We start from the raw sequence: 16687 nt of genomic DNA, 5'->3' as shown, positions 1-16687 counted from the left end.
AATTCAGAGGAGTAAGCACCATGGGTGCCAAGGACGTACGTTTTGATACCGATGCCCGCGACCGCATGCTGCGCGGCGTCAACATCCTCGCGGACGCCGTCAAGGTGACGCTCGGCCCGAAAGGCCGCAATGTGGTGATCGAAAAGAGCTTTGGCTCGCCCCGCATCACCAAGGACGGCGTTTCCGTCGCCAAGGAGATCGAACTCTCCGACAAGTTCGAGAACATGGGCGCGCAGATGGTGAAGGAAGTCGCTTCCCGCACCAATGACGAGGCCGGCGACGGCACCACAACCGCCACTGTTCTGGCCCAGGCCATCGTCAAGGAAGGCATGAAGGCGGTTGCCGCCGGCATGAACCCGATGGACCTGAAGCGCGGCATCGACATGGCGACCTCGAAGGTCGTGGAGGCCATCAAGGCCGCCTCGCGCCCGGTGAAGGACTCGGACGAAGTGGCGCAGGTCGGCACCATCTCGGCCAATGGCGAGGCCCAGATCGGCCGTTTCATCGCCGATGCGATGCAGAAGGTCGGCAACGAGGGTGTGATCACCGTCGAAGAGAACAAGGGGATGGAGACGGAAGTCGAAGTCGTCGAAGGCATGCAGTTCGACCGCGGCTACCTGTCGCCCTATTTCGTGACCAATGCCGACAAGATGATCGCGGAACTGGAAGACGCCTTCATCCTGCTGCACGAAAAGAAGCTGTCCTCGCTTCAGCCGATGGTCCCGCTGCTGGAAGCCGTGATCCAGTCGCAGCGCCCGCTGCTGATCATCGCGGAAGACGTGGAAGGCGAAGCGCTGGCGACCCTCGTGGTCAACAAGCTGCGCGGTGGCCTGAAGATCGCCGCCGTCAAGGCGCCGGGCTTCGGTGACCGTCGCAAGGCGATGCTCCAGGACATCGCGATCCTGACCGGCGGTCAGGTCATCTCGGACGATCTGGGCATGAAGCTCGAGTCGGTCACGATCGACATGCTGGGCCGCGCCAAGAAGATCTCGATCAACAAGGACAACACCACGATCGTCGATGGTGCTGGCGACAAGAAAGAGATCGAAGCCCGCGTCGGCCAGATCCGCAACCAGATCGAGGAAACCACCTCGGATTACGACCGCGAGAAGCTGCAAGAGCGTGTGGCGAAACTGGCGGGCGGCGTTGCGGTGATCCGCGTCGGCGGCATGACCGAAGTCGAAGTGAAAGAGCGCAAGGACCGCGTCGATGACGCGCTGAACGCGACCCGTGCCGCGGTGCAGGAAGGCGTGATCGTCGGCGGCGGCGTGGCGCTGGTGCAGGCGGGCAAGGTGCTGAACGGCCTGAAGGGCGCGAACAGCGACCAGGATGCCGGGATCGCCATCGTGAAGCGCGCGCTGGAAGCGCCGCTGCGCCAGATCGCGGAAAACGCGGGCGTGGACGGGGCCGTTGTCGCGGGCAAGATCCGCGAAAGCAACGACGTGACCTTCGGCTTCAACGCGCAGACCGAAGAATATGGCGACATGTTCAAGTTCGGCGTGATCGACCCGGCCAAGGTGACCCGCACCGCCCTGGAAGATGCGGCGTCGGTCGCCTCGCTGCTGATCACCACGGAAGCGATGATCGCGGACAAGCCGGCCGACAAGGCCTCGGCCCCCGCGGGCGGCGGCATGCCGGGCGGCATGGATTTCTGATCCTTTCACAGGATCGGATGGGGAAGGGGCGGCCGCAGGGCCGCCCCTTTTCGTTTGCGGGTGGCATGGGCCGGATGGCCCATCCTACGGGGGGTCTGCGCCCCGCGGCGTTGCGTGCGGGGCCGGCCGTTCTTTTGAGTATTTGGGCCAAGATGAAGGGGGGTTTTGCCTTTCCCTTTCGGGCGTTAGGCTGGCGCGCATGAACAGGAACTTCATGATCGCGGCGGCGCTGGCTGCCACCGCCTCGCTGTGCTGGGCGGGGAACTGGGTGCTGGGGCGGGCGATCCGGGCCGATGTGCCGCCCTTCGGCCTGACCTTCTGGCGCTGGGCGCTGGCGGCGGTGATCCTTTTGCCGTTCGGCTGGTCGCGGCTGCGGGCGGATTGGGCGGTGGTGCGGGCGCATCTGCCGCTGGTGGCGGGGATGGCGCTTCTGTCGGCGGCGATGTTCCAGTCGATGACCTATATCGGCCTGCATTCGACCGAAGCCATCAATGCGCTGCTGGTGAGCGCGACCATGCCTGTCTTCATCGTCATCATCGCCTTTGTCGTGCTGCGCGAACGGGTGACGGCGCGGCAGGCGGTGGGGATCGGGGTGAGTTTCTGCGGCGTGGCCTTCATCATCGCGCGGGGCGATCCCGGGCGGCTGCTGGATCTGCATTTCAACGTGGGGGATGCGTGGATTCTGGCGGCGCTGGTGGTCTGGGGGCTTTACTCCGTGCTGCTGAAATTCAAGCCGGCGGGGCTGTCGGCGGTGGGGCTGACCTTCTTCATCGCGGTGATGGGGGCGGGGTTCATCCTGCCCTTGCATCTGTGGGAGGTGGCTCGGGGCCTCACCGTGCCTCTGACGGCGGCGGGGATCGGGTCGGTGCTTTACACCGGCATCTTCGCGTCGGTGGTGGCGCTGTTGTCCTACAACGCGGCAGTGGCGCGGATCGGGCCGTCGCGGTCGGTGTTCTTCCTGCATCTGATGCCCGTTTTCGGGGCGGGGCTGGCCGTGGTCTTCCTGGGCGAGCGGCTGGAAGCGTTCCACCTGATCGGGTTCCCCATCGCCTTGGGCGGCGTGCTCTTTGCCACCTCGTCGCCGCCTGCGGTGGCGCGGGGATGAGGCTGTTCCTGCTGACGGCGCTGGTGATGGTGGCCTTCGCGGCCAATTCGGTGCTGAACCGCATGGCGGTGGGGGCGGGCGAGATCGGGGCGGTGGAGTTTGCGCTGATCCGGTTGGCGGCGGGGGCTGTGGTCCTGCTGGCGCTGGTGGCCCTGCGCGGGCGGGGCTGGCGCGGGGCGACGGTCGGGGGTGTGGTCGGGCTGGCGGTCTATCTGTTCGGCTTTTCGCTGGCCTATGGGCAGCTGGATGCGGGGACCGGGGCGCTGGTCCTGTTCGGGGTGGTGCAGGTGACGATGTTCGCCGGTGCCCTGTGGGCGGGCGAGGCGGTGCCCGCGCGCCGCTGGGCCGGGGCGGGGCTGGCGCTGGCGGGGCTGGCGGTGCTGGTGGCGCCTGCGGGCGGGGGCTGGGCCGGGTTTGCCGCGATGGCGGCGGCGGGGCTGGGCTGGGGCATCTATTCGCTGGCCGGGCGGGGGGCGACGGATGCACTTGCCGCGACGGCGGGGAATTTCGCGCTGGCCCTGTTTCCGGCGGCGGGGGTGGCGCTGGTCGCGGGGGTGGAGTTCGGCGCGGTCACGGCGCGGGGCGTAATGCTGGCGGTGCTGTCGGGGGCCGTCACCTCGGGCCTTGGCTATGCGCTGTGGTATGCGGTGCTGCCCGCGCTGGGGGCGGGGCGGGCCGGGGTGGCGCAACTGACCGTGCCGCTGATTGCGGCGGCGGGCGGGGCCGTGCTGATCGGCGAGTCGGTGGGCTGGCGGTTCGCGCTGGCGGCGCTGCTGGTGCTGGGCGGCGTGGCCTGGGCGAGCTGGCCTAGAGCGGTTTCGCGAGGCGATGGGTGAGGTTGCGGTCGTCCTGCTGGGTGATGCCGGTGGGGCGGAAACCGTGGCGTTCCCAGAAGGCGCGGCCGCGGGGATTGGCCTCGATCACGCCGAGGTAGAGGGTGGGCGCATTGGCGGCGCGGGCCAGTGTTTCGACATGGGCGAGGAAGCCCGCGCCAAGCCCCTGCCCGCGCAGGCGGGGGGCGAGGATCATCAGGCCGAGATAGGCGTCGCCGGGTTCGGGAAAGCCGAAGCTGAGTTCGGCAAGACCCGACAGCCGCCCTTCGTGGAAGAGGCCGAGGCGGTGCGAGGCGGCGGGGTCGCAGCCGGGCGGGCAATCTGTGAAGAAGTCCGCGGCCGCCTGCGGACCCGGCGCCGCGCCATCGGCGAGATGCCAGTAATCGGCGGCCTCATCCAGAAAATCCGCGACGGCGGCGTGGTCGGCCTGCGGTTGCAGCGCGCGGATCATGGGCGGTCGATCCTGAGGATTTCAAGGTCGCGCGGGCCGGAGGGTTTGGCCCAACGGACCACATCGCCCGGGCGCGCGCCCATCAGGGCGCGGGCGAGGGGGGAATGCGGCGTGATGCGGCCCTGCGCGGCATCGGCCTCATCCTCGCCCGTGATCTGGAAACGGAGTTCTGTCCCGTCCTCATCAAGGACGGTGACAATCAGGCCGAAGGCGACCTCGGTCAGCGGCAGGGTGGCGGGGTCGATCAGGATGGCGGTGCGCAGCCGCGCCTCCAGATAGCGGATGTCGCGTTCGGCGGCGGCCTCGGGCAGCTTGTCCAGCCGGTCGGGGCGGGCCTTCAGCGCGGCCAGGGCGCTTTGCCTGTCGCGCAGCCGCGATTGCAGCGCGGCGAGGCCTGCGGGCGTGACATGGTTCGGGTGGGGCGAAAGCGGCAGATCGGGCAGCGGGTCGAGCGATCCGTCCCCTTCCTTGACGAAGGCGCGGCTCATGACACGATCCTTTCCAGCGGATCGTAGAGCGGCGCATCGCCCCAGGCGGCGGCGGGCAGGCTGTCGGGTTTGAACCGGATGCGGCCCAGCGTCAGGTCGGAACGCGAGAAGAAATGCCGGTCGGTGACGATCCCCTCCGGGTCTTTCCAGCGCGGATCGAGGGCGCCGCCCGTGATCGAGGCGCGGAAGAAAAGGTCGATCTGGTGGAACCCGGTCTGCGGATCGTGGAATTCGTTCACCATGGCCGGGGCATGGACGGCGATGGCAAGGCCCGTCTCCTCCATCACCTCGCGGGCGAGGTTGTCGGGGATCGACTGGCCGGGGTTAAGGCCGCCACCGGGCGCGCACCAGAGATCGGACTTGCCCGACGGATAGGCATTGACGAGGAGGAGGCGGTCCTCGTGCAGGATCAGGGCGCGGGCGGCGATGCGATGCGGACGATAGGGCATGGGTGGCACCGTGGCGTCGGGCGGCGGGTTTGTAAATGGGGACGGGGAAAGTGAGGGGCTCTGTTCCCGGCGGGGCGCGGCGCGGGTGACATGCGGAAGAGTGAGTATTTGGGCCAAGGTGAAAAGGCTGCGCAGGGTGGCCCGATCGCGGTGATGCCATTTGGCCTTTCGCCGCGGGCGCGATAGAGTTGGGCGATGAACCGTCTGGCTTTGGTCCTGTTTCTTCTTGCCGCCCCCGCGCAGGCGGAATGCGTGGTGCTGCTGCATGGGCTGGCGCGGACCTCTACCTCGCTGGTTCCGATGGCGGCGGCGCTGGAGGCGCAGGGCTATCATGTGGTGAACGAGGGTTACCCTTCGACGAAATTCCCGATCGAGGAGCTGGTTCCCCGCGTCGGCGCGGCGGTGGCGCAATGCGGGGCGGAGCGGGTGCATTTCGTGACCCATTCCATGGGCGGCATCCTTGCGCGCGGCTGGCTGGCGGGGCATCGGCCCGAGGTGATGGGGCGGGTGGTGATGCTGGCCCCGCCCAATGGCGGGTCGGAACTGGTGGATGCGTTCGGCGATATCGGGGCCTTCGAATGGGTGAACGGCCCGGCGGGGATGGAGCTTGGCACCGGCGCGGGATCGGTGCCGAAGGCGCTGCCCCTGCCGGATTACGAATTGGGGGTGATCGCGGGGGACCGGTCGCTGAACCCGGTCTATTCAAGCGTCATTCCGGGGGCGGATGATGGCAAGGTATCGGTCGAAAGCACGCGGCTTGCGGGGATGACGGATCACATCGTCCTGCCGGTGACGCATACCTTCATGATGATGAACCCCGTGGTCATCGCCGAGGTGGTGGAGTTCCTGCGTCACGGCAGGTTCGATCCCGATATCGGATATGGGACGGCGGTGGAAAGGTTGGGCGGGCCATGAGCGCAGGGGTCTATGGCGGCATTTCCAAGCGGGTGTCGCGCTGGACGGGGCGACCCTCGACCTTTCTGCTCGCGCTGGGCGTGATCGCCGCCTGGATCATCACGGGCCCCCTTTTCGGCTTTTCCGACACCTGGCAGTTGGTGATCAACACAGGCACGACGATCGTGACCTTCCTCATGGTCTTTCTGATCCAGAACACCCAGAACCGCGACACGGCGGCGATCCAGTTGAAGCTGGACGAACTGATCCGGGCGACGCAGGGGGCGCATAATGCGCTGATGGATCTGGAGGAGCTGGAAGAGCGGCAGATCGAGGCCTTCCGTGGCCGCTATGAGCGGCTGGCCTCGGAGGCGCGGGCGCGGCTGGAGCGGGGCGAGGCGGATACGGATACGCCCGAGGCCTGAGCCGTGCCTTCGCGGCAGGCGCGGTCAGCCCTTGATGCGGTTCACATGGCCCATCTTGCGGCCCGGCCGCGCCTCGGCCTTGCCATAGAGATGGAGGGCGGCGTTGCGTTCCTTCGCGATGGCGGGCACGCGCAGAATGTCGTCGCCGATCAGGTTTTCCATCACCACATCGGAATGGCGCGAACCATCGCCGAGCGGCCAGCCCGCCACGGCGCGGATATGCTGTTCGAACTGGTCCACCGCGCAGCCGTTCTGCGTCCAGTGGCCGGAATTGTGCACGCGGGGCGCGATCTCGTTCACGATCAGGCCGGCGGGGGTGACGAAAAGCTCCACCCCCATGACGCCGATATAGTCGAGCGCGTTGAGGATGCGGGCGGCGAGAAGGATCGCATCGGTGCGCTGGGCGGGCGACAGGCGGGCGGGGATGGTGGTGGTCGAAAGGATGCCGTCCTTGTGGACATTCTCGCCGGGGTCATAGCAGGCGACCGATCCGTCGGCGCCGCGGGCAGCGATGACGCTGACCTCGTGGGAGAAGTCGATGAAGCCTTCAAGGACGGCGGGCGCGCCCTGCATCGCGGCCAGCGCCGCCGGGGCATCGGCGACCGTCTTCAGCCGCGCCTGACCCTTGCCGTCATAGCCGAGGCGCGTGGTCTTGAGGATGGCGGGCGTGCCGATCCGGGCGATGGCGCGGTGGAGATCGTCCATGTCCTGCACCGCGGCATAGGGGGCGGTGGTCAGGCCGAGGCCGGTGAGGAAATCCTTCTCGGCGATCCGGTCCTGGCTGACGGCCAGCGCGCGGCGGCCCGGGCGGATGGGATGCGTCGCCTCCAGCACATCCAGCGCGGCGGTGGGGATGTTCTCGAATTCATAGGTGACGACATCGACCGAGGCGGCAAAGGCCGCCAGCGCGGCAAGATCGTCATAGGCGGCGGTCGTCACCCTGTCTGCCACATGGGCGGCGGGCGGGTTCGGGCTGGGTTCGAAGATATGTGTGCGGAAGCCAAGGCGGGAGGCGGCGACCGAAAGCATCCGGCCAAGCTGCCCGCCGCCCAGGATGCCGATGGTCGCGCCCATGGGCAGGGGGTCAGTCATCCGAAGGCTCCTCGGGGATGGAGGCGGAGAGGGCGTCGCGCCAGGCCTGCAACCGGGCGGCAAGGGCCGGGTCGGCAAGCGCGAGAATGCCCGCCGCCATCAGCCCGGCATTCGCCGCCCCGGCCGCGCCGATGGCCATGGTGGCGACAGGAAAGCCCTTGGGCATCTGGACGATGGAATAAAGGCTGTCCACCCCCGACAGGGCCTTGGTCTGCACCGGGACGCCGATCACCGGAAGGCGGGTTTTCGAGGCCATCATGCCGGGCAGATGCGCCGCCCCGCCCGCGCCCGCGATGATGACCTTCAGCCCGCGTTCGGTGGCGGTTTTCCCATAGGTCCAGAGCCTGTCGGGCGTGCGATGGGCCGAGACGATCTTTGCCTCGTAGGTGATGCCAAGGTCATCGAGGATGGCGGCCGCCTCCTTCATCGTGGTCCAGTCGGATTGCGACCCCATGATGATTCCAACGTCGATGGCCATGCCTGCCCCCGGATTATGCGCCCGCTTTGCGCCGATGCGGCGGGTATAGTGGATTGGGGGGCGGGAGCAAGCGGGGCTTCGCCCTGGGGGCGCCGGGGGCGGCGCCGGGCAGGATGGGCAAGACTGCCCATCCTACGGGTCAGGCGATGATATCGGGGATGAGCTGGTCTTCCAGCTTCACGATCTGGTCCTTCAGCGCGAGCTTCTGCTTCTTGAGCCGGCGCAGGGTGAGCTGGTCGGGGCGACCTGCGGTTTCGAGCGCATGGATCGCCTCGTCCAGATCGCGATGCTCGCGCTTGAGCACTTCCAGACGGACGCGGAGCATGTCTTCGAAGTTCATTTCGCTGGGCGCGTTCATGGCCTTGCCTTTGGCGTGAGTGGCTTCTTCTTCCCTTTCACCAATATAGTGATTCTCTGTCCTTGCGGGAAGGAATCTGTCGGAAAAACGCGGAAATCCGCAATCGACCTGCCGAAAGGGGGGGACTTGCAGCCCTGCCGGACGCGCCCCATATTTCAGCTACTGGCGGTTGCCGTGACCGGGGCCGCCGGGAATGTCGCTTGTGAAGGACATGACCGATGACGAAACTGACCTTTGGCACCCATCCCTTCCTGCTGGGCTTTGAGCAGCTGGAACGGCTGGTGGAACGGACCGCCAAATCCTCGGAAGGCTATCCGCCCTTCAACATCGAGGCCGTGGCCGAAAACGCCTATCGCATCACGCTGGCCGTGGCCGGGTTCCGCGAAGAGGACCTTGCGATCACCGTGGAGGACCGCCAGCTTGTCGTACGCGGCCGCCAGGCCGAGGAGACGGGCGAGCGGGTCTATCTCCACCGGGGCATCGCCAGCCGCGCCTTCCAGCGCAGCTTCGTGCTGGCCGACGGGGTGGAGGTGGCGGGGGCCAGCATGGAGCATGGGCTTCTGCATATCGACCTGAAACGGGCCACGCCCGAGACGGTGGTGCAGACCATTGCCATCAGTTCGCGTCCCGGTCGGAAGTGAGAGGGTCTCATGGACACGAAATATGAAGGAATTCCCGAAGGCGGTTCGCGGATCGTCTATGTGCGGCCCGTGAAGGTGGCCGATCTGCCCGCCGAGGTGCAGGCCCATGCGGGCGGGTTGCAGACGATCTATGCGCTGCATGATGCGGCGGGCGGTGACCGGCTGGCGCTGGTGCGCGACCGCGCGCTGGCCTTCGCCCTGGCGCGGCAGAACGACATGGCACCGGTGAACGTGCATTGACCGGGGGGGCGGGGAGACCCCCGCCCTACGGCGCGGGCCGGCCCGCTGCGCTTTGTCTTAGCGGTGCTGGTCGATCAGGATCGGATTGCCGTCCGGGTCCATCAGCATCAGGCTGGCCGGTCCCGACCCGCCCTCCTCCGCTTCGGTCACCAGCGCGACACCTTCGCGCTTCAGGCTGCGTTGCAGGTCGCGGATATCGGTGAAGGTATCGGTCTCACCGCCCGCCTGATCCCAGCCGGGATTGAAGGTCAGGATGTTGCGGTCGAACATGCCCTGGAACAGGCCGATCACATGATCGCCGTTGCGCAAGATCAGCCAGTTCTCCTCTTCCTTCCCGGCAAAGGGATGAAAGCCGAGCCGCGCATAGAAATCGCGCGAGGCGGCGAGGTTCTTGACCGAAAGACTGATGGAAAAGGCGCCGAGGTTCATTCTGGGTCCCCCATGAGGTTGGGCCGAGCCGGATGGGGAGAGGATAAGGCCGTCGGGGCAGAGGGGCCAAATGGTTTTGCCGGGAGGCGGCGGGGTCGATCCCGCCCTGCGAAAAAGGCCCCGGCTTGCGCGGGGCCTTCTGAGGGATCACAGAAGGTAGGGCGGGGGTCTCCCCGCCTTACGCCTTGATAAGCCCCATGCTTTCCAGTTTCAGGATCACCTGCTGGGCGCAGTAATCCACGTCCGTCCCTTCGGTATCCACCCGCAGTTCCGGCGTTTCGGGCGCTTCATAGGGATCGGAGATCCCGGTGAATTCCTTGATCTTGCCTTCGCGTGCCAGCTTGTAGAGCCCCTTGCGGTCGCGGCGTTCGCATTCCTCGATGCTGGTGGCCACATGCACTTCGATGAAGGCACCGAAGGATTCGATCATCTCGCGCACCGCGCGGCGGGTGGCCGTGTAGGGGGCGATGGGGGCGCAGATGGCGATGCCGCCGTTCTTGGTGATCTCGGACGCCACATAGCCGATGCGGCGGATGTTGATGTCGCGGTGTTCCTTGCTGAACCCCAGTTCCGAGGACAGGTGTTTGCGGACCACATCCCCATCGAGCAGCGTCACGGGACGCCCGCCCATCTCCATCAGCTTGACCATCAGCGCATTGGCGATGGTGGACTTGCCCGAACCCGAAAGGCCGGTGAAGAACACGGTGAAGCCCTGCTTGGACCGGGGCGGCGAGGTGCGGCGCAACTCCTTCACCACCTCGGGGAAGGAGAACCAGTCGGGAATCTCCAGCCCTTCGCGCAGGCGGCGGCGCAGTTCGGTGCCGGAAATGTCCAGCACGGTGGAGCCTTCGGGAACCTCGTCCACGGGGTAATACTGGGCCTTTTCCTGCACGAAGACCATCTGTTTGAAATCGACCATCTCGATGCCGATTTCCTTCTGATGCTGCGCCACCAGTTCCTGCGCAGCATAGGGATCGTAGAAATCCTTGCCCTGGGAATTCTTGCCCGGACCGGCATGGTCGCGGCCCACGATGAAATGGGTCAGGCCGTGGTTCTTGCGGATGATGGCGTGCCAGACCGCCTCGCGCGGGCCGGCCATGCGCATGGCCAGGTTCAAGAGGCTGAGATGGGTGGTCGAGGCCGGATACTTGTCCAGCACCGCCTCATAGCAGCGGACGCGGGTGAAATGGTCCACATCGCCCGGTTTCGTCATGCCGACGACGGGATGGATCAGGAGATTGGCCTCGGCCTCTTTCGCGGCGCGGAAGGTGAGTTCCTGATGCGCGCGGTGCAGCGGGTTGCGGGTCTGGAAGGCCACGATGCGGCGCCAGCCCATCTTGCGGAAGAAGGCGCGCAGCTCGTTCGGCGTGTCGCGGCGGGCGCGGAAATCGTAATGCACCGGCTGCTGGATGCCGGTGATGGGGCCGCCGAGGTAAACGGGGCCTGCCACGTTATGCAGGTAGTTCACGGCCGGATGGGCAAGGTCATCGGCGCCAAAGACCTTTTCGGCTTCGTTCGCCTTGTTCGGGGTCCATTTGTCGGTGATCGACAGGATGGCGAGGATGACGCCTTCCTGATCGCGCAGCGCGATGTCCTGCCCCGGTTCCACCTTGTCGGCAAAGGCCTGGGACACGTCGAGCGTCACCGGGATCGGCCAGAGCGTGCCGTCGGCGGTGCGCATGTTTTCGACCGTGCCGTTGTAATCCTCTTCGGACTGGAAGCCCTTGAGCGGGTGGAAGCCCCCGTTCATCAGCAGTTCAAGGTCGCAGACCTGACGCGGCGTCAGGTCCCAGGAGGGCAGCGCTGCCGCCTCATGCTTCAGCTTCTGGGCGGATTCGGGCGAGACATAGAGTTCGGGGATCGGGGCGGTGTTGGAGAGCGTCATGCGAAACGGGCCTCTGGGTGATGTGCTCTTGGGCGGGAACGACCCCGCCTGTCGGGGCGCGCTTTACGCCCTTGGCGAACGGATTTCCAGCAAACAAGGGTTAATGCGAACGAATAGGGCAGAAATGCCGCGCTTTCGCCGCCCCGCGGAACGCTGTTCCGGGGGCAGGGGCCAGAGCGTGGAGGGCGTTTTCCGCCCCTTGCGGATCGCCGAACGCCGCAGGCGGGCGGGACAAAAGTTTTCGAAAACTTTTGCAAATTTCTTCGAAGAAATTTGGGGCCGGCGGTCAGTGCCCCGACAGCCAGCGTTCGGCATCGAGCGCCGCCATGCAGCCCATGCCGGCGCTGGTGACGGCCTGGCGATAGACATGGTCGGTCAGGTCGCCCGCCGCAAAGACGCCGGGGATTGAGGTGCGGGTCGATCCCGGTTCCACCTTCACATAGCCGCCATTGTGCATTTCCAACTGGTCCTTCACCAGTTCCGAGGCGGGCGAATGGCCGATCGCCACGAAGAAGCCCGCGCAGGGGATATCCACCGTCGCGCCGGTGTTCACGTCCTTGGCGCGCACGGCGGTCACGCCGAGGGGCGTTTCGTCGCCCAGCACCTCTTCCACCGTGTGGTTCCACAGGACCGAAACCTTGGGGTTCTTGAACAGCCGGTCCTGCATGATCTTTTCGGCGCGGAAACTGTCGCGGCGGTGGATCACGGTCACCTTGGTGGCGAAGTTGGTCAGGAACAGCGCCTCTTCCACCGCCGTATTGCCGCCGCCGATCACCACGACCTCTTTCCCGCGATAGAAGAATCCGTCGCAGGTCGCGCAGGCGGAGACGCCAAAGCCCTTGAACTTCTCTTCCGAGGGCAGACCCAGCCATTTCGCCTGCGCGCCGGTGGCGAGGATCACGGCATCCGCCGTATAGGTGGTGCCGCTGTCGCCCTGTGCGGTGAAGGGGCGGTTTTGCAGGTCAAGGCTGGTGATGTAATCGGTGATGACCTCTGCCCCCATGGCGCGGGCGTGCTCCTCCATCCGCACCATCAGATCGGGGCCCTGAACATGGGTGTCACCGGGCCAGTTCTCCACCTCGGTCGTGATGGTAAGCTGCCCGCCGGGTTGCAGACCCTGCACGAGGATCGGTTCCAGCATCGCGCGCGAGGCATAGACGGCGGCGGTATAGCCCGCCGGACCGGAGCCGATGATCAGAACCTTGGTATGCCGCGTCTCGCCCATCTTTACCCCCGTTCGGAACTGGCCTCACGATATAGGCAAAGCGCGCGGCGGGGGGAAGGGCGCGGGATGCAAGGCGGCTTTGTGCGATATTTGATCGTTTGTTTGAAACGGAGGCGGTTTTTTCTTGCGTCCGGTTGAAACAATATTGCGCGGCAGGCGGTGCGGGCCTATCTACAGCCCAAATCCGGTATGCGTTGATAGACCGGAACAAGGGAACCACGCGCCATGGCCGGATCGAAGCTTGACCCCATCGACCGTCACATCCTTGCCGAGTTGCAGGCCGATGGACGGATGACGAATGTGGAACTGGCCAAGCGGGTGGGCATCTCGGCCCCGCCCTGCCTGCGGCGGGTGCGGACGCTGGAAGAGGCGGGCTATATCAAGGGCTATCACGCCGATATCGACGCCCGCGAACTGGGGTTCGAGGTGCAGGTCTTCGCCATGGTCCGGCTGCAAAGCCAGGCCGAGGCCGATCTGTCCACCTTCGAGGAGCGCTGCCGCAACTGGCCGCTCGTGCGCGAATGCCACATGCTGAACGGCGAGATCGACTTCATCCTGAAATGCGTGGCGCCCGACCTTTCCTCCTTCCAGAGCTTTCTGACGGGGGAGTTGCTGAAGGCCGAGAATGTGGCGACGGTGAAGACCTCGCTCGTCATCCGCTGTGCCAAGGATAAGCCGGGGGTTCCCTTCGACGTGCTGGAGGCGCGACTGGCCCGCAGCGCCTGAGGCGCGGGGGGCGGGAATGGCAAAGGCCGGGCAATGCGCCCGGCCTTTCTTGCATGTCGGGGGCCGTTCAGCGCGCGGCGATGGCGCGCGGCTTCATCGGCGCGGGGGCGGCCTTGACGGCCTCGGGGCGGCGGCGGCTGCCGCGCTGCCAGGGAAGGGCGGGCTGCGCATCAAGGCTTGCAGCGATCACCGATTTCAGCCAGCGGCGTTCCTTTTTCATCTTCCCTCTCCGTCCGTGATCCGTGATGGGCCATCCTGCCCGGTTGAGAGAAATCTGCCCCCGGTTTGCGGCAGTGTTTTGGCCATCCGGGCAGAAAATGCAGGCGGGGATCGGGGCCGGGCCGGGCAATTGTGGCGGCTTTGCCATCTGCGCCATTGGCGCCTAAGTTATTGAATCTGCTTATGCGTTTCCATCAGCGCAACGATGGCCCGCGATTGTTTCGGGAAATGCGACAATCCCGTGGCGGGGCCGTGCCGGAATGTCGCCGCAATCACAGCCGGATGGTGGAGATCAGGCGCCCGTAATCCGCCTCTCCCGCATGGGTGGTGCGGCGGTAGGAGAAGAATCGCTCCGAATCGCGATAGGTGCAGTGGCGCGTCCATTCCGCATGGCCCACCCCCGCCGCGCGCAGGCGCGACAGGCCGAAGGCGGGCAGGTCAAAGAGATAGCGGTCGCCCTGTCCCGCGATGAAGAACCGCGCATTGGCGGGGTCGTCATCGGTGAAGTTTTCAAAGAATTCGGGGCCCACCTCATAGGCGGTCTGGCTGATCGTCGGGCCGATCACGGCGGCGATGCGGTCGCGCCGCGCGCCAAGGCCGACCATCGCCTCGACCGTCGCCTCCAGCACCCCGTCGCGGGTGCCGCGCCATCCGGCATGGGCCGCGCCGATCACCCGCGCCTGCGGGTCGGCAAAGAGCACCGGCTGGCAATCGGCGGTCAGCACGCCCAGCGCGATCCCCGGCGTGGCCGTCACCATCGCATCGGCGCGGGGGCGGTCCGCGAGGGGGGCGGTGACATGGACGACATCGGGGGAGTGCACCTGATGGATGGAGATCAGATGATCCGCCCCCACCCCCATCGCCTCGGCCACCCGGGCGCGGTTGATCGCCACCACCTCGGCCTGATCCGATGATCCGGGGCCGCAGTTCAGCCCCGCGAAGATGCCTGAAGACGCCCCACCTTTGCGGGTGAAGAAGCCGTGATGCACGGGCAGGGCGTCGGAGGTGATCTTCTCAAGCATGCTCAGGCGTCAAATCCGGGCGGGGGCGGGAAAGCGGAGGGATAGAAAGCCAGCGCCTTGAACAGCGAACCCATTTCGGTGGCCTCGGTCAAGCGGCGATGCGCGGCGAGGTGCGATTGCAATGCCGCACCCGACAGCCCGCGCGCCAGCCGTTCGGCCCGTGCGTCGATCCCCAGCCGCCGCAGCCAGAGGCCCTGTTCGATCATCCGGCTGGCGCGGGCGGGGGCGGCGGCCTGTGCCAGCGCCTCGAAATCCACATGGGCGGTGAGGTCCGCCGCGCCGGGGGCGGCCAGCGGATCGGTGAAGCGGTGATCCTTGAGCGCCTGGAACGTGTCGCCGCGCGACCGCCAGTCGCCATAGTCGATGAGGAGCGCCGCGCCGCCATGGGCGGCGATCCGCGCGCCGATCTGCTGGGCAGTCGGGGGGGCGGCGGGGCAAAGCTCCACCACGTCGCCCTCGGCCGTGTCGGCCAGACGGTGCGACAGGGCGGCGAGGGGGGCGGGAGCGGTCTTGCCAAAGGCAAGGCGGTCGCCCGCCAGCCCGACCACGGTTTCGGCCCAACCCTCACCCGCCCTTGTGAATTGCCGGATGGGCAGGGCATCGAAGAACTCATTGGCGATCAGGAAGAGGGGGGCGTCGGGCAGGGCTTCGGCACTGTCGGCCCAGGTGACGGGATGATCCTTCAGCGTCGCGCGCTGCACCTGCCGCAGGGTGGCGGAAGCCTCGACCAGCACCACCCGCGCCGCCGCGTGAAAGCCCGGCACGGCGCGGGTGGCCCGCAAGGCATCGGCCATCAGCGTGCCACGGCCGGGGCCAAGCTCGGCCAGCGTGAAGGGCGCAGGCGCGCCCTGATCCAGCCAGGCCTGCGCGAGGCAGAGGCCGACAAGTTCGCCGAACATCTGGCTGATTTCGGGGGCTGTGGTGAAATCTCCGGCCTGCCCGAAGGGATCGCGCGTGGCGTAATAGCCGTGCCTTGGATGCAGCAGGCAATCGGCCATGTATTCGGCCAGCGTCATCGGCCCGCTGGCCGCGATCCGCGCTTTCAGCAGGGCGGCCAGCGCCGTCATGCGTGGCGGCGGGCGCGGGCGATGAACCAGAGCCCCGCCGCGATCATCGGCAGCGACAGGATCTGCCCCATGGTCAGCCCCCAGCCGCCGATATGCAGCGCAAGGCCCAGCGGATTGCCTTCGGTGATGAATTGCGCGTCGGGCTGGCGGACGAATTCCACCGCGAAGCGCGCCGCGCCATAGCCCGCGAAGAAGAGCCCCGCGATCCGGCCGGGGGTGGTGAGCCAGCCGTTGCGATAGGTGACATAAAGCAGGACGAGGAAGAGGATCAGCCCTTCCAGCACTGCCTCGTAAAGCTGTGACGGATGGCGCGCGCAGATGCCGGTGATGCCGGGGCAGGTCTGCGCCGCCTCGCCGGGGAAGGCCACGCCCCAGGGCAGGGTGGTCGGGCGTCCCCAGAGTTCGGCATTGATGAAATTGGCGATGCGGCCCAGCCCGATCCCGATGGGCGCGACGATGGCCATGAGGTCGGCCAGGGACAGCATCGGGATGCCTTCGCGGCGGCAGAACCAGATGCCCGCCACCACAACGCCAAGGAAGCCGCCATGGAAGGACATGCCGCCTTCCCAGACGCGCAGAATCTGGACCGGGTTCTGAAGGTAATAGCCCGGCTGGTAGAACAGCGCGAAGCCCAGCCGCCCGCCCAGGACGACGCCGAGGATGACCCAGGTCAGCAGGCTTTCCACCTGCGCGGGCGTCATCGGCGCGCCCTGCGGCCAGAGCCGGGGGGTGGAGACGATCCGCGCGATGATCTTCCACCCCGCCACCAGCCCCGCGATATAGGCCAGCGCATACCAGCGCAGCGCGAAGGAAAAGCCGCCGAGGTCGATGCGGAAGATCTCGGGCGAGATGTCGGGGAAGGGGATGTAGGACATGCGGCTTCCTTGCGGGGGTCGGCGTGGTTTTCCGGGGAAGGGGGCGGGAAGTCAACCGTCGCGCCTGTCGCGCGGGCCTCGGCGCCTGCGGCAGGCGGCGCAAGGTGAGTATTTGTGCCAAGATGAAGCA

Annotated in this window: 21 protein-coding genes; 8 read left to right on the top strand and 13 right to left on the bottom strand. The window is 66.8% G+C overall.

Annotated elements, in window-relative coordinates:
• Positions 1–20: 20 nt before the first annotated feature.
• The 3 genes from groL to C0V75_RS01150 all read left to right on the top strand — a co-directional run bounded on the left by groL (position 21) and on the right by C0V75_RS01150 (position 3596).
• Entirely contained in the window at positions 21–1655 is a 1635-nt protein-coding gene (gene groL, locus C0V75_RS01160) for a chaperonin GroEL (RefSeq protein ID WP_101919066.1), read from the top strand.
• Positions 1656–1854: 199 nt separating this feature from the next.
• The gene (locus tag C0V75_RS01155) at positions 1855–2760 is read left to right on the top strand and encodes a DMT family transporter (protein ID WP_101919065.1); all 906 of its coding nucleotides are present in this window, start codon (positions 1855–1857) and stop codon (positions 2758–2760) included.
• Positions 2757–3596 (top strand): DMT family transporter, encoded by an 840-nt coding sequence (locus C0V75_RS01150; protein ID WP_101919064.1) that lies wholly within the window; start codon positions 2757–2759, stop codon positions 3594–3596. The genes C0V75_RS01155 and C0V75_RS01150 overlap by 4 nt, the downstream gene beginning before the upstream one ends.
• On the opposite strand, the gene C0V75_RS01145 is transcribed toward C0V75_RS01150, so the two are convergent.
• Genes C0V75_RS01145 through C0V75_RS01135 form a run of 3 tightly spaced genes read right to left on the bottom strand, consistent with a single transcriptional unit; the run spans position 3568 to position 4981 of the window.
• Positions 3568–4044 carry a GNAT family N-acetyltransferase gene (locus C0V75_RS01145; protein ID WP_101919063.1) on the bottom strand — a complete coding sequence of 159 codons (477 nt, stop codon included), beginning with the start codon at positions 4042–4044 and terminating at the stop codon, positions 3568–3570. The two genes, C0V75_RS01150 and C0V75_RS01145, sit on opposite strands and share 29 nt — an antisense overlap.
• Positions 4041–4532, bottom strand: a complete 492-nt coding sequence (locus C0V75_RS01140) for a GreA/GreB family elongation factor (protein ID WP_101919062.1) — start codon at positions 4530–4532, stop codon at positions 4041–4043. Before C0V75_RS01140 ends, C0V75_RS01145 begins: the two co-directional genes overlap by 4 nt.
• Complete coding sequence (locus C0V75_RS01135) at positions 4529–4981, bottom strand: NUDIX domain-containing protein (protein WP_101919061.1); 453 nt, start codon at positions 4979–4981, stop codon at positions 4529–4531. The genes C0V75_RS01140 and C0V75_RS01135 overlap by 4 nt, the downstream gene beginning before the upstream one ends.
• A gap of 195 nt (positions 4982–5176) precedes the next feature.
• On the opposite strand from C0V75_RS01135, the gene C0V75_RS01130 reads away from it, so the two are divergent.
• Positions 5177–5896 (top strand): acetyltransferase, encoded by a 720-nt coding sequence (locus C0V75_RS01130; RefSeq protein ID WP_101919060.1) that lies wholly within the window; start codon positions 5177–5179, stop codon positions 5894–5896.
• On the top strand, positions 5893–6300 hold the full coding sequence (locus C0V75_RS01125; protein WP_101919059.1) for a low affinity iron permease family protein: 408 nt from the start codon (positions 5893–5895) through the stop codon (positions 6298–6300). The genes C0V75_RS01130 and C0V75_RS01125 overlap by 4 nt, the downstream gene beginning before the upstream one ends.
• 24 nt (positions 6301–6324) lie before the next feature.
• On the opposite strand, the gene C0V75_RS01120 is transcribed toward C0V75_RS01125, so the two are convergent.
• The 3 genes from C0V75_RS01120 to C0V75_RS01110 form a co-directional block, all read right to left on the bottom strand.
• Positions 6325–7392, bottom strand: a complete 1068-nt coding sequence (locus C0V75_RS01120; protein WP_101919058.1) for a 5-(carboxyamino)imidazole ribonucleotide synthase — start codon at positions 7390–7392, stop codon at positions 6325–6327.
• Positions 7385–7870, bottom strand: coding sequence for a 5-(carboxyamino)imidazole ribonucleotide mutase (gene purE / locus C0V75_RS01115; protein ID WP_101919057.1), 486 nt, complete (start codon positions 7868–7870; stop codon positions 7385–7387). The genes C0V75_RS01120 and purE overlap by 8 nt, the downstream gene beginning before the upstream one ends.
• Before the next feature lie 139 nt (positions 7871–8009).
• Positions 8010–8228: a YdcH family protein gene (locus C0V75_RS01110; protein ID WP_101919056.1), complete on the bottom strand. Its 219-nt coding sequence runs from the start codon at positions 8226–8228 to the stop codon at positions 8010–8012.
• 218 nt (positions 8229–8446) lie between these two features.
• On the opposite strand from C0V75_RS01110, the gene C0V75_RS01105 reads away from it, so the two are divergent.
• Together C0V75_RS01105 and C0V75_RS01100 are read left to right on the top strand one after the other, a co-directional pair.
• The gene (locus tag C0V75_RS01105; protein ID WP_101919055.1) at positions 8447–8869 is read left to right on the top strand and encodes an Hsp20 family protein; all 423 of its coding nucleotides are present in this window, start codon (positions 8447–8449) and stop codon (positions 8867–8869) included.
• Between the two features lie 9 nt (positions 8870–8878).
• On the top strand, positions 8879–9109 hold the full coding sequence (locus C0V75_RS01100; protein WP_101919054.1) for a DUF1150 family protein: 231 nt from the start codon (positions 8879–8881) through the stop codon (positions 9107–9109).
• A 57-nt stretch (positions 9110–9166) separates the two neighbouring features.
• On the opposite strand, the gene C0V75_RS01095 is transcribed toward C0V75_RS01100, so the two are convergent.
• The 3 genes from C0V75_RS01095 to trxB all read right to left on the bottom strand — a co-directional run bounded on the left by C0V75_RS01095 (position 9167) and on the right by trxB (position 12648).
• Positions 9167–9538: a VOC family protein gene (locus C0V75_RS01095; RefSeq protein ID WP_101919053.1), complete on the bottom strand. Its 372-nt coding sequence runs from the start codon at positions 9536–9538 to the stop codon at positions 9167–9169.
• A 178-nt stretch (positions 9539–9716) separates the two neighbouring features.
• On the bottom strand, positions 9717–11423 hold the full coding sequence (locus C0V75_RS01090) for a bifunctional sulfate adenylyltransferase/adenylylsulfate kinase (protein ID WP_101919052.1): 1707 nt from the start codon (positions 11421–11423) through the stop codon (positions 9717–9719).
• Positions 11424–11709: 286 nt separating this feature from the next.
• On the bottom strand, positions 11710–12648 hold the full coding sequence (trxB, locus tag C0V75_RS01085; protein WP_101919051.1) for a thioredoxin-disulfide reductase: 939 nt from the start codon (positions 12646–12648) through the stop codon (positions 11710–11712).
• A 225-nt stretch (positions 12649–12873) separates the two neighbouring features.
• Between trxB and C0V75_RS01080 the strand changes: the two genes are divergently transcribed.
• Positions 12874–13374 (top strand): Lrp/AsnC family transcriptional regulator, encoded by a 501-nt coding sequence (locus C0V75_RS01080; protein WP_101919050.1) that lies wholly within the window; start codon positions 12874–12876, stop codon positions 13372–13374.
• 67 nt (positions 13375–13441) lie between these two features.
• Here C0V75_RS01080 and C0V75_RS22895 read toward each other — a convergent pair whose 3' ends face one another.
• From C0V75_RS22895 to lgt, 4 genes are all read right to left on the bottom strand, one after another.
• A complete protein-coding gene (locus tag C0V75_RS22895) occupies positions 13442–13594 on the bottom strand; it encodes a hypothetical protein (RefSeq protein ID WP_158241755.1) in 153 nt (50 codons plus the stop codon).
• A gap of 271 nt (positions 13595–13865) precedes the next feature.
• Positions 13866–14615 carry a peptidoglycan editing factor PgeF gene (gene pgeF / locus C0V75_RS01075; protein WP_101919049.1) on the bottom strand — a complete coding sequence of 250 codons (750 nt, stop codon included), beginning with the start codon at positions 14613–14615 and terminating at the stop codon, positions 13866–13868.
• A gap of 2 nt (positions 14616–14617) precedes the next feature.
• A complete protein-coding gene (locus C0V75_RS01070) occupies positions 14618–15682 on the bottom strand; it encodes a class I SAM-dependent methyltransferase (RefSeq protein WP_101919048.1) in 1065 nt (354 codons plus the stop codon).
• Positions 15679–16557 carry a prolipoprotein diacylglyceryl transferase gene (gene lgt / locus C0V75_RS01065; RefSeq protein ID WP_101919047.1) on the bottom strand — a complete coding sequence of 293 codons (879 nt, stop codon included), beginning with the start codon at positions 16555–16557 and terminating at the stop codon, positions 15679–15681. Before lgt ends, C0V75_RS01070 begins: the two co-directional genes overlap by 4 nt.
• Positions 16558–16687: the final 130 nt, after the last annotated feature.

The organism is Tabrizicola sp. TH137 (genome assembly GCF_002855575.1).
Taxonomy (GTDB): domain Bacteria; phylum Pseudomonadota; class Alphaproteobacteria; order Rhodobacterales; family Rhodobacteraceae; genus Paragemmobacter.
The sequence above is the reverse complement of the archived record's forward strand: the minus strand, read 5'-3'. Positions and strand labels throughout refer to the sequence as shown.

Coding starts and splice junctions, on each gene's coding strand:
- groL (WP_101919066.1), top strand. CDS start 21: ATGGGTGCCAAGGACGTACGTTTTGATACCGATGCCCGCGACCGCATG.
- C0V75_RS01155 (WP_101919065.1), top strand. CDS start 1,855: ATGAACAGGAACTTCATGATCGCGGCGGCGCTGGCTGCCACCGCCTCG.
- C0V75_RS01150 (WP_101919064.1), top strand. CDS start 2,757: ATGAGGCTGTTCCTGCTGACGGCGCTGGTGATGGTGGCCTTCGCGGCC.
- C0V75_RS01145 (WP_101919063.1), bottom strand. CDS start 4,044: ATGATCCGCGCGCTGCAACCGCAGGCCGACCACGCCGCCGTCGCGGAT.
- C0V75_RS01140 (WP_101919062.1), bottom strand. CDS start 4,532: ATGAGCCGCGCCTTCGTCAAGGAAGGGGACGGATCGCTCGACCCGCTG.
- C0V75_RS01135 (WP_101919061.1), bottom strand. CDS start 4,981: ATGCCCTATCGTCCGCATCGCATCGCCGCCCGCGCCCTGATCCTGCAC.
- C0V75_RS01130 (WP_101919060.1), top strand. CDS start 5,177: ATGAACCGTCTGGCTTTGGTCCTGTTTCTTCTTGCCGCCCCCGCGCAG.
- C0V75_RS01125 (WP_101919059.1), top strand. CDS start 5,893: ATGAGCGCAGGGGTCTATGGCGGCATTTCCAAGCGGGTGTCGCGCTGG.
- C0V75_RS01120 (WP_101919058.1), bottom strand. CDS start 7,392: ATGACTGACCCCCTGCCCATGGGCGCGACCATCGGCATCCTGGGCGGC.
- purE (WP_101919057.1), bottom strand. CDS start 7,870: ATGGCCATCGACGTTGGAATCATCATGGGGTCGCAATCCGACTGGACC.
- C0V75_RS01110 (WP_101919056.1), bottom strand. CDS start 8,228: ATGAACGCGCCCAGCGAAATGAACTTCGAAGACATGCTCCGCGTCCGT.
- C0V75_RS01105 (WP_101919055.1), top strand. CDS start 8,447: ATGACGAAACTGACCTTTGGCACCCATCCCTTCCTGCTGGGCTTTGAG.
- C0V75_RS01100 (WP_101919054.1), top strand. CDS start 8,879: ATGGACACGAAATATGAAGGAATTCCCGAAGGCGGTTCGCGGATCGTC.
- C0V75_RS01095 (WP_101919053.1), bottom strand. CDS start 9,538: ATGAACCTCGGCGCCTTTTCCATCAGTCTTTCGGTCAAGAACCTCGCC.
- C0V75_RS01090 (WP_101919052.1), bottom strand. CDS start 11,423: ATGACGCTCTCCAACACCGCCCCGATCCCCGAACTCTATGTCTCGCCC.
- trxB (WP_101919051.1), bottom strand. CDS start 12,648: ATGGGCGAGACGCGGCATACCAAGGTTCTGATCATCGGCTCCGGTCCG.
- C0V75_RS01080 (WP_101919050.1), top strand. CDS start 12,874: ATGGCCGGATCGAAGCTTGACCCCATCGACCGTCACATCCTTGCCGAG.
- C0V75_RS22895 (WP_158241755.1), bottom strand. CDS start 13,594: ATGAAAAAGGAACGCCGCTGGCTGAAATCGGTGATCGCTGCAAGCCTT.
- pgeF (WP_101919049.1), bottom strand. CDS start 14,615: ATGCTTGAGAAGATCACCTCCGACGCCCTGCCCGTGCATCACGGCTTC.
- C0V75_RS01070 (WP_101919048.1), bottom strand. CDS start 15,682: ATGACGGCGCTGGCCGCCCTGCTGAAAGCGCGGATCGCGGCCAGCGGG.
- lgt (WP_101919047.1), bottom strand. CDS start 16,557: ATGTCCTACATCCCCTTCCCCGACATCTCGCCCGAGATCTTCCGCATC.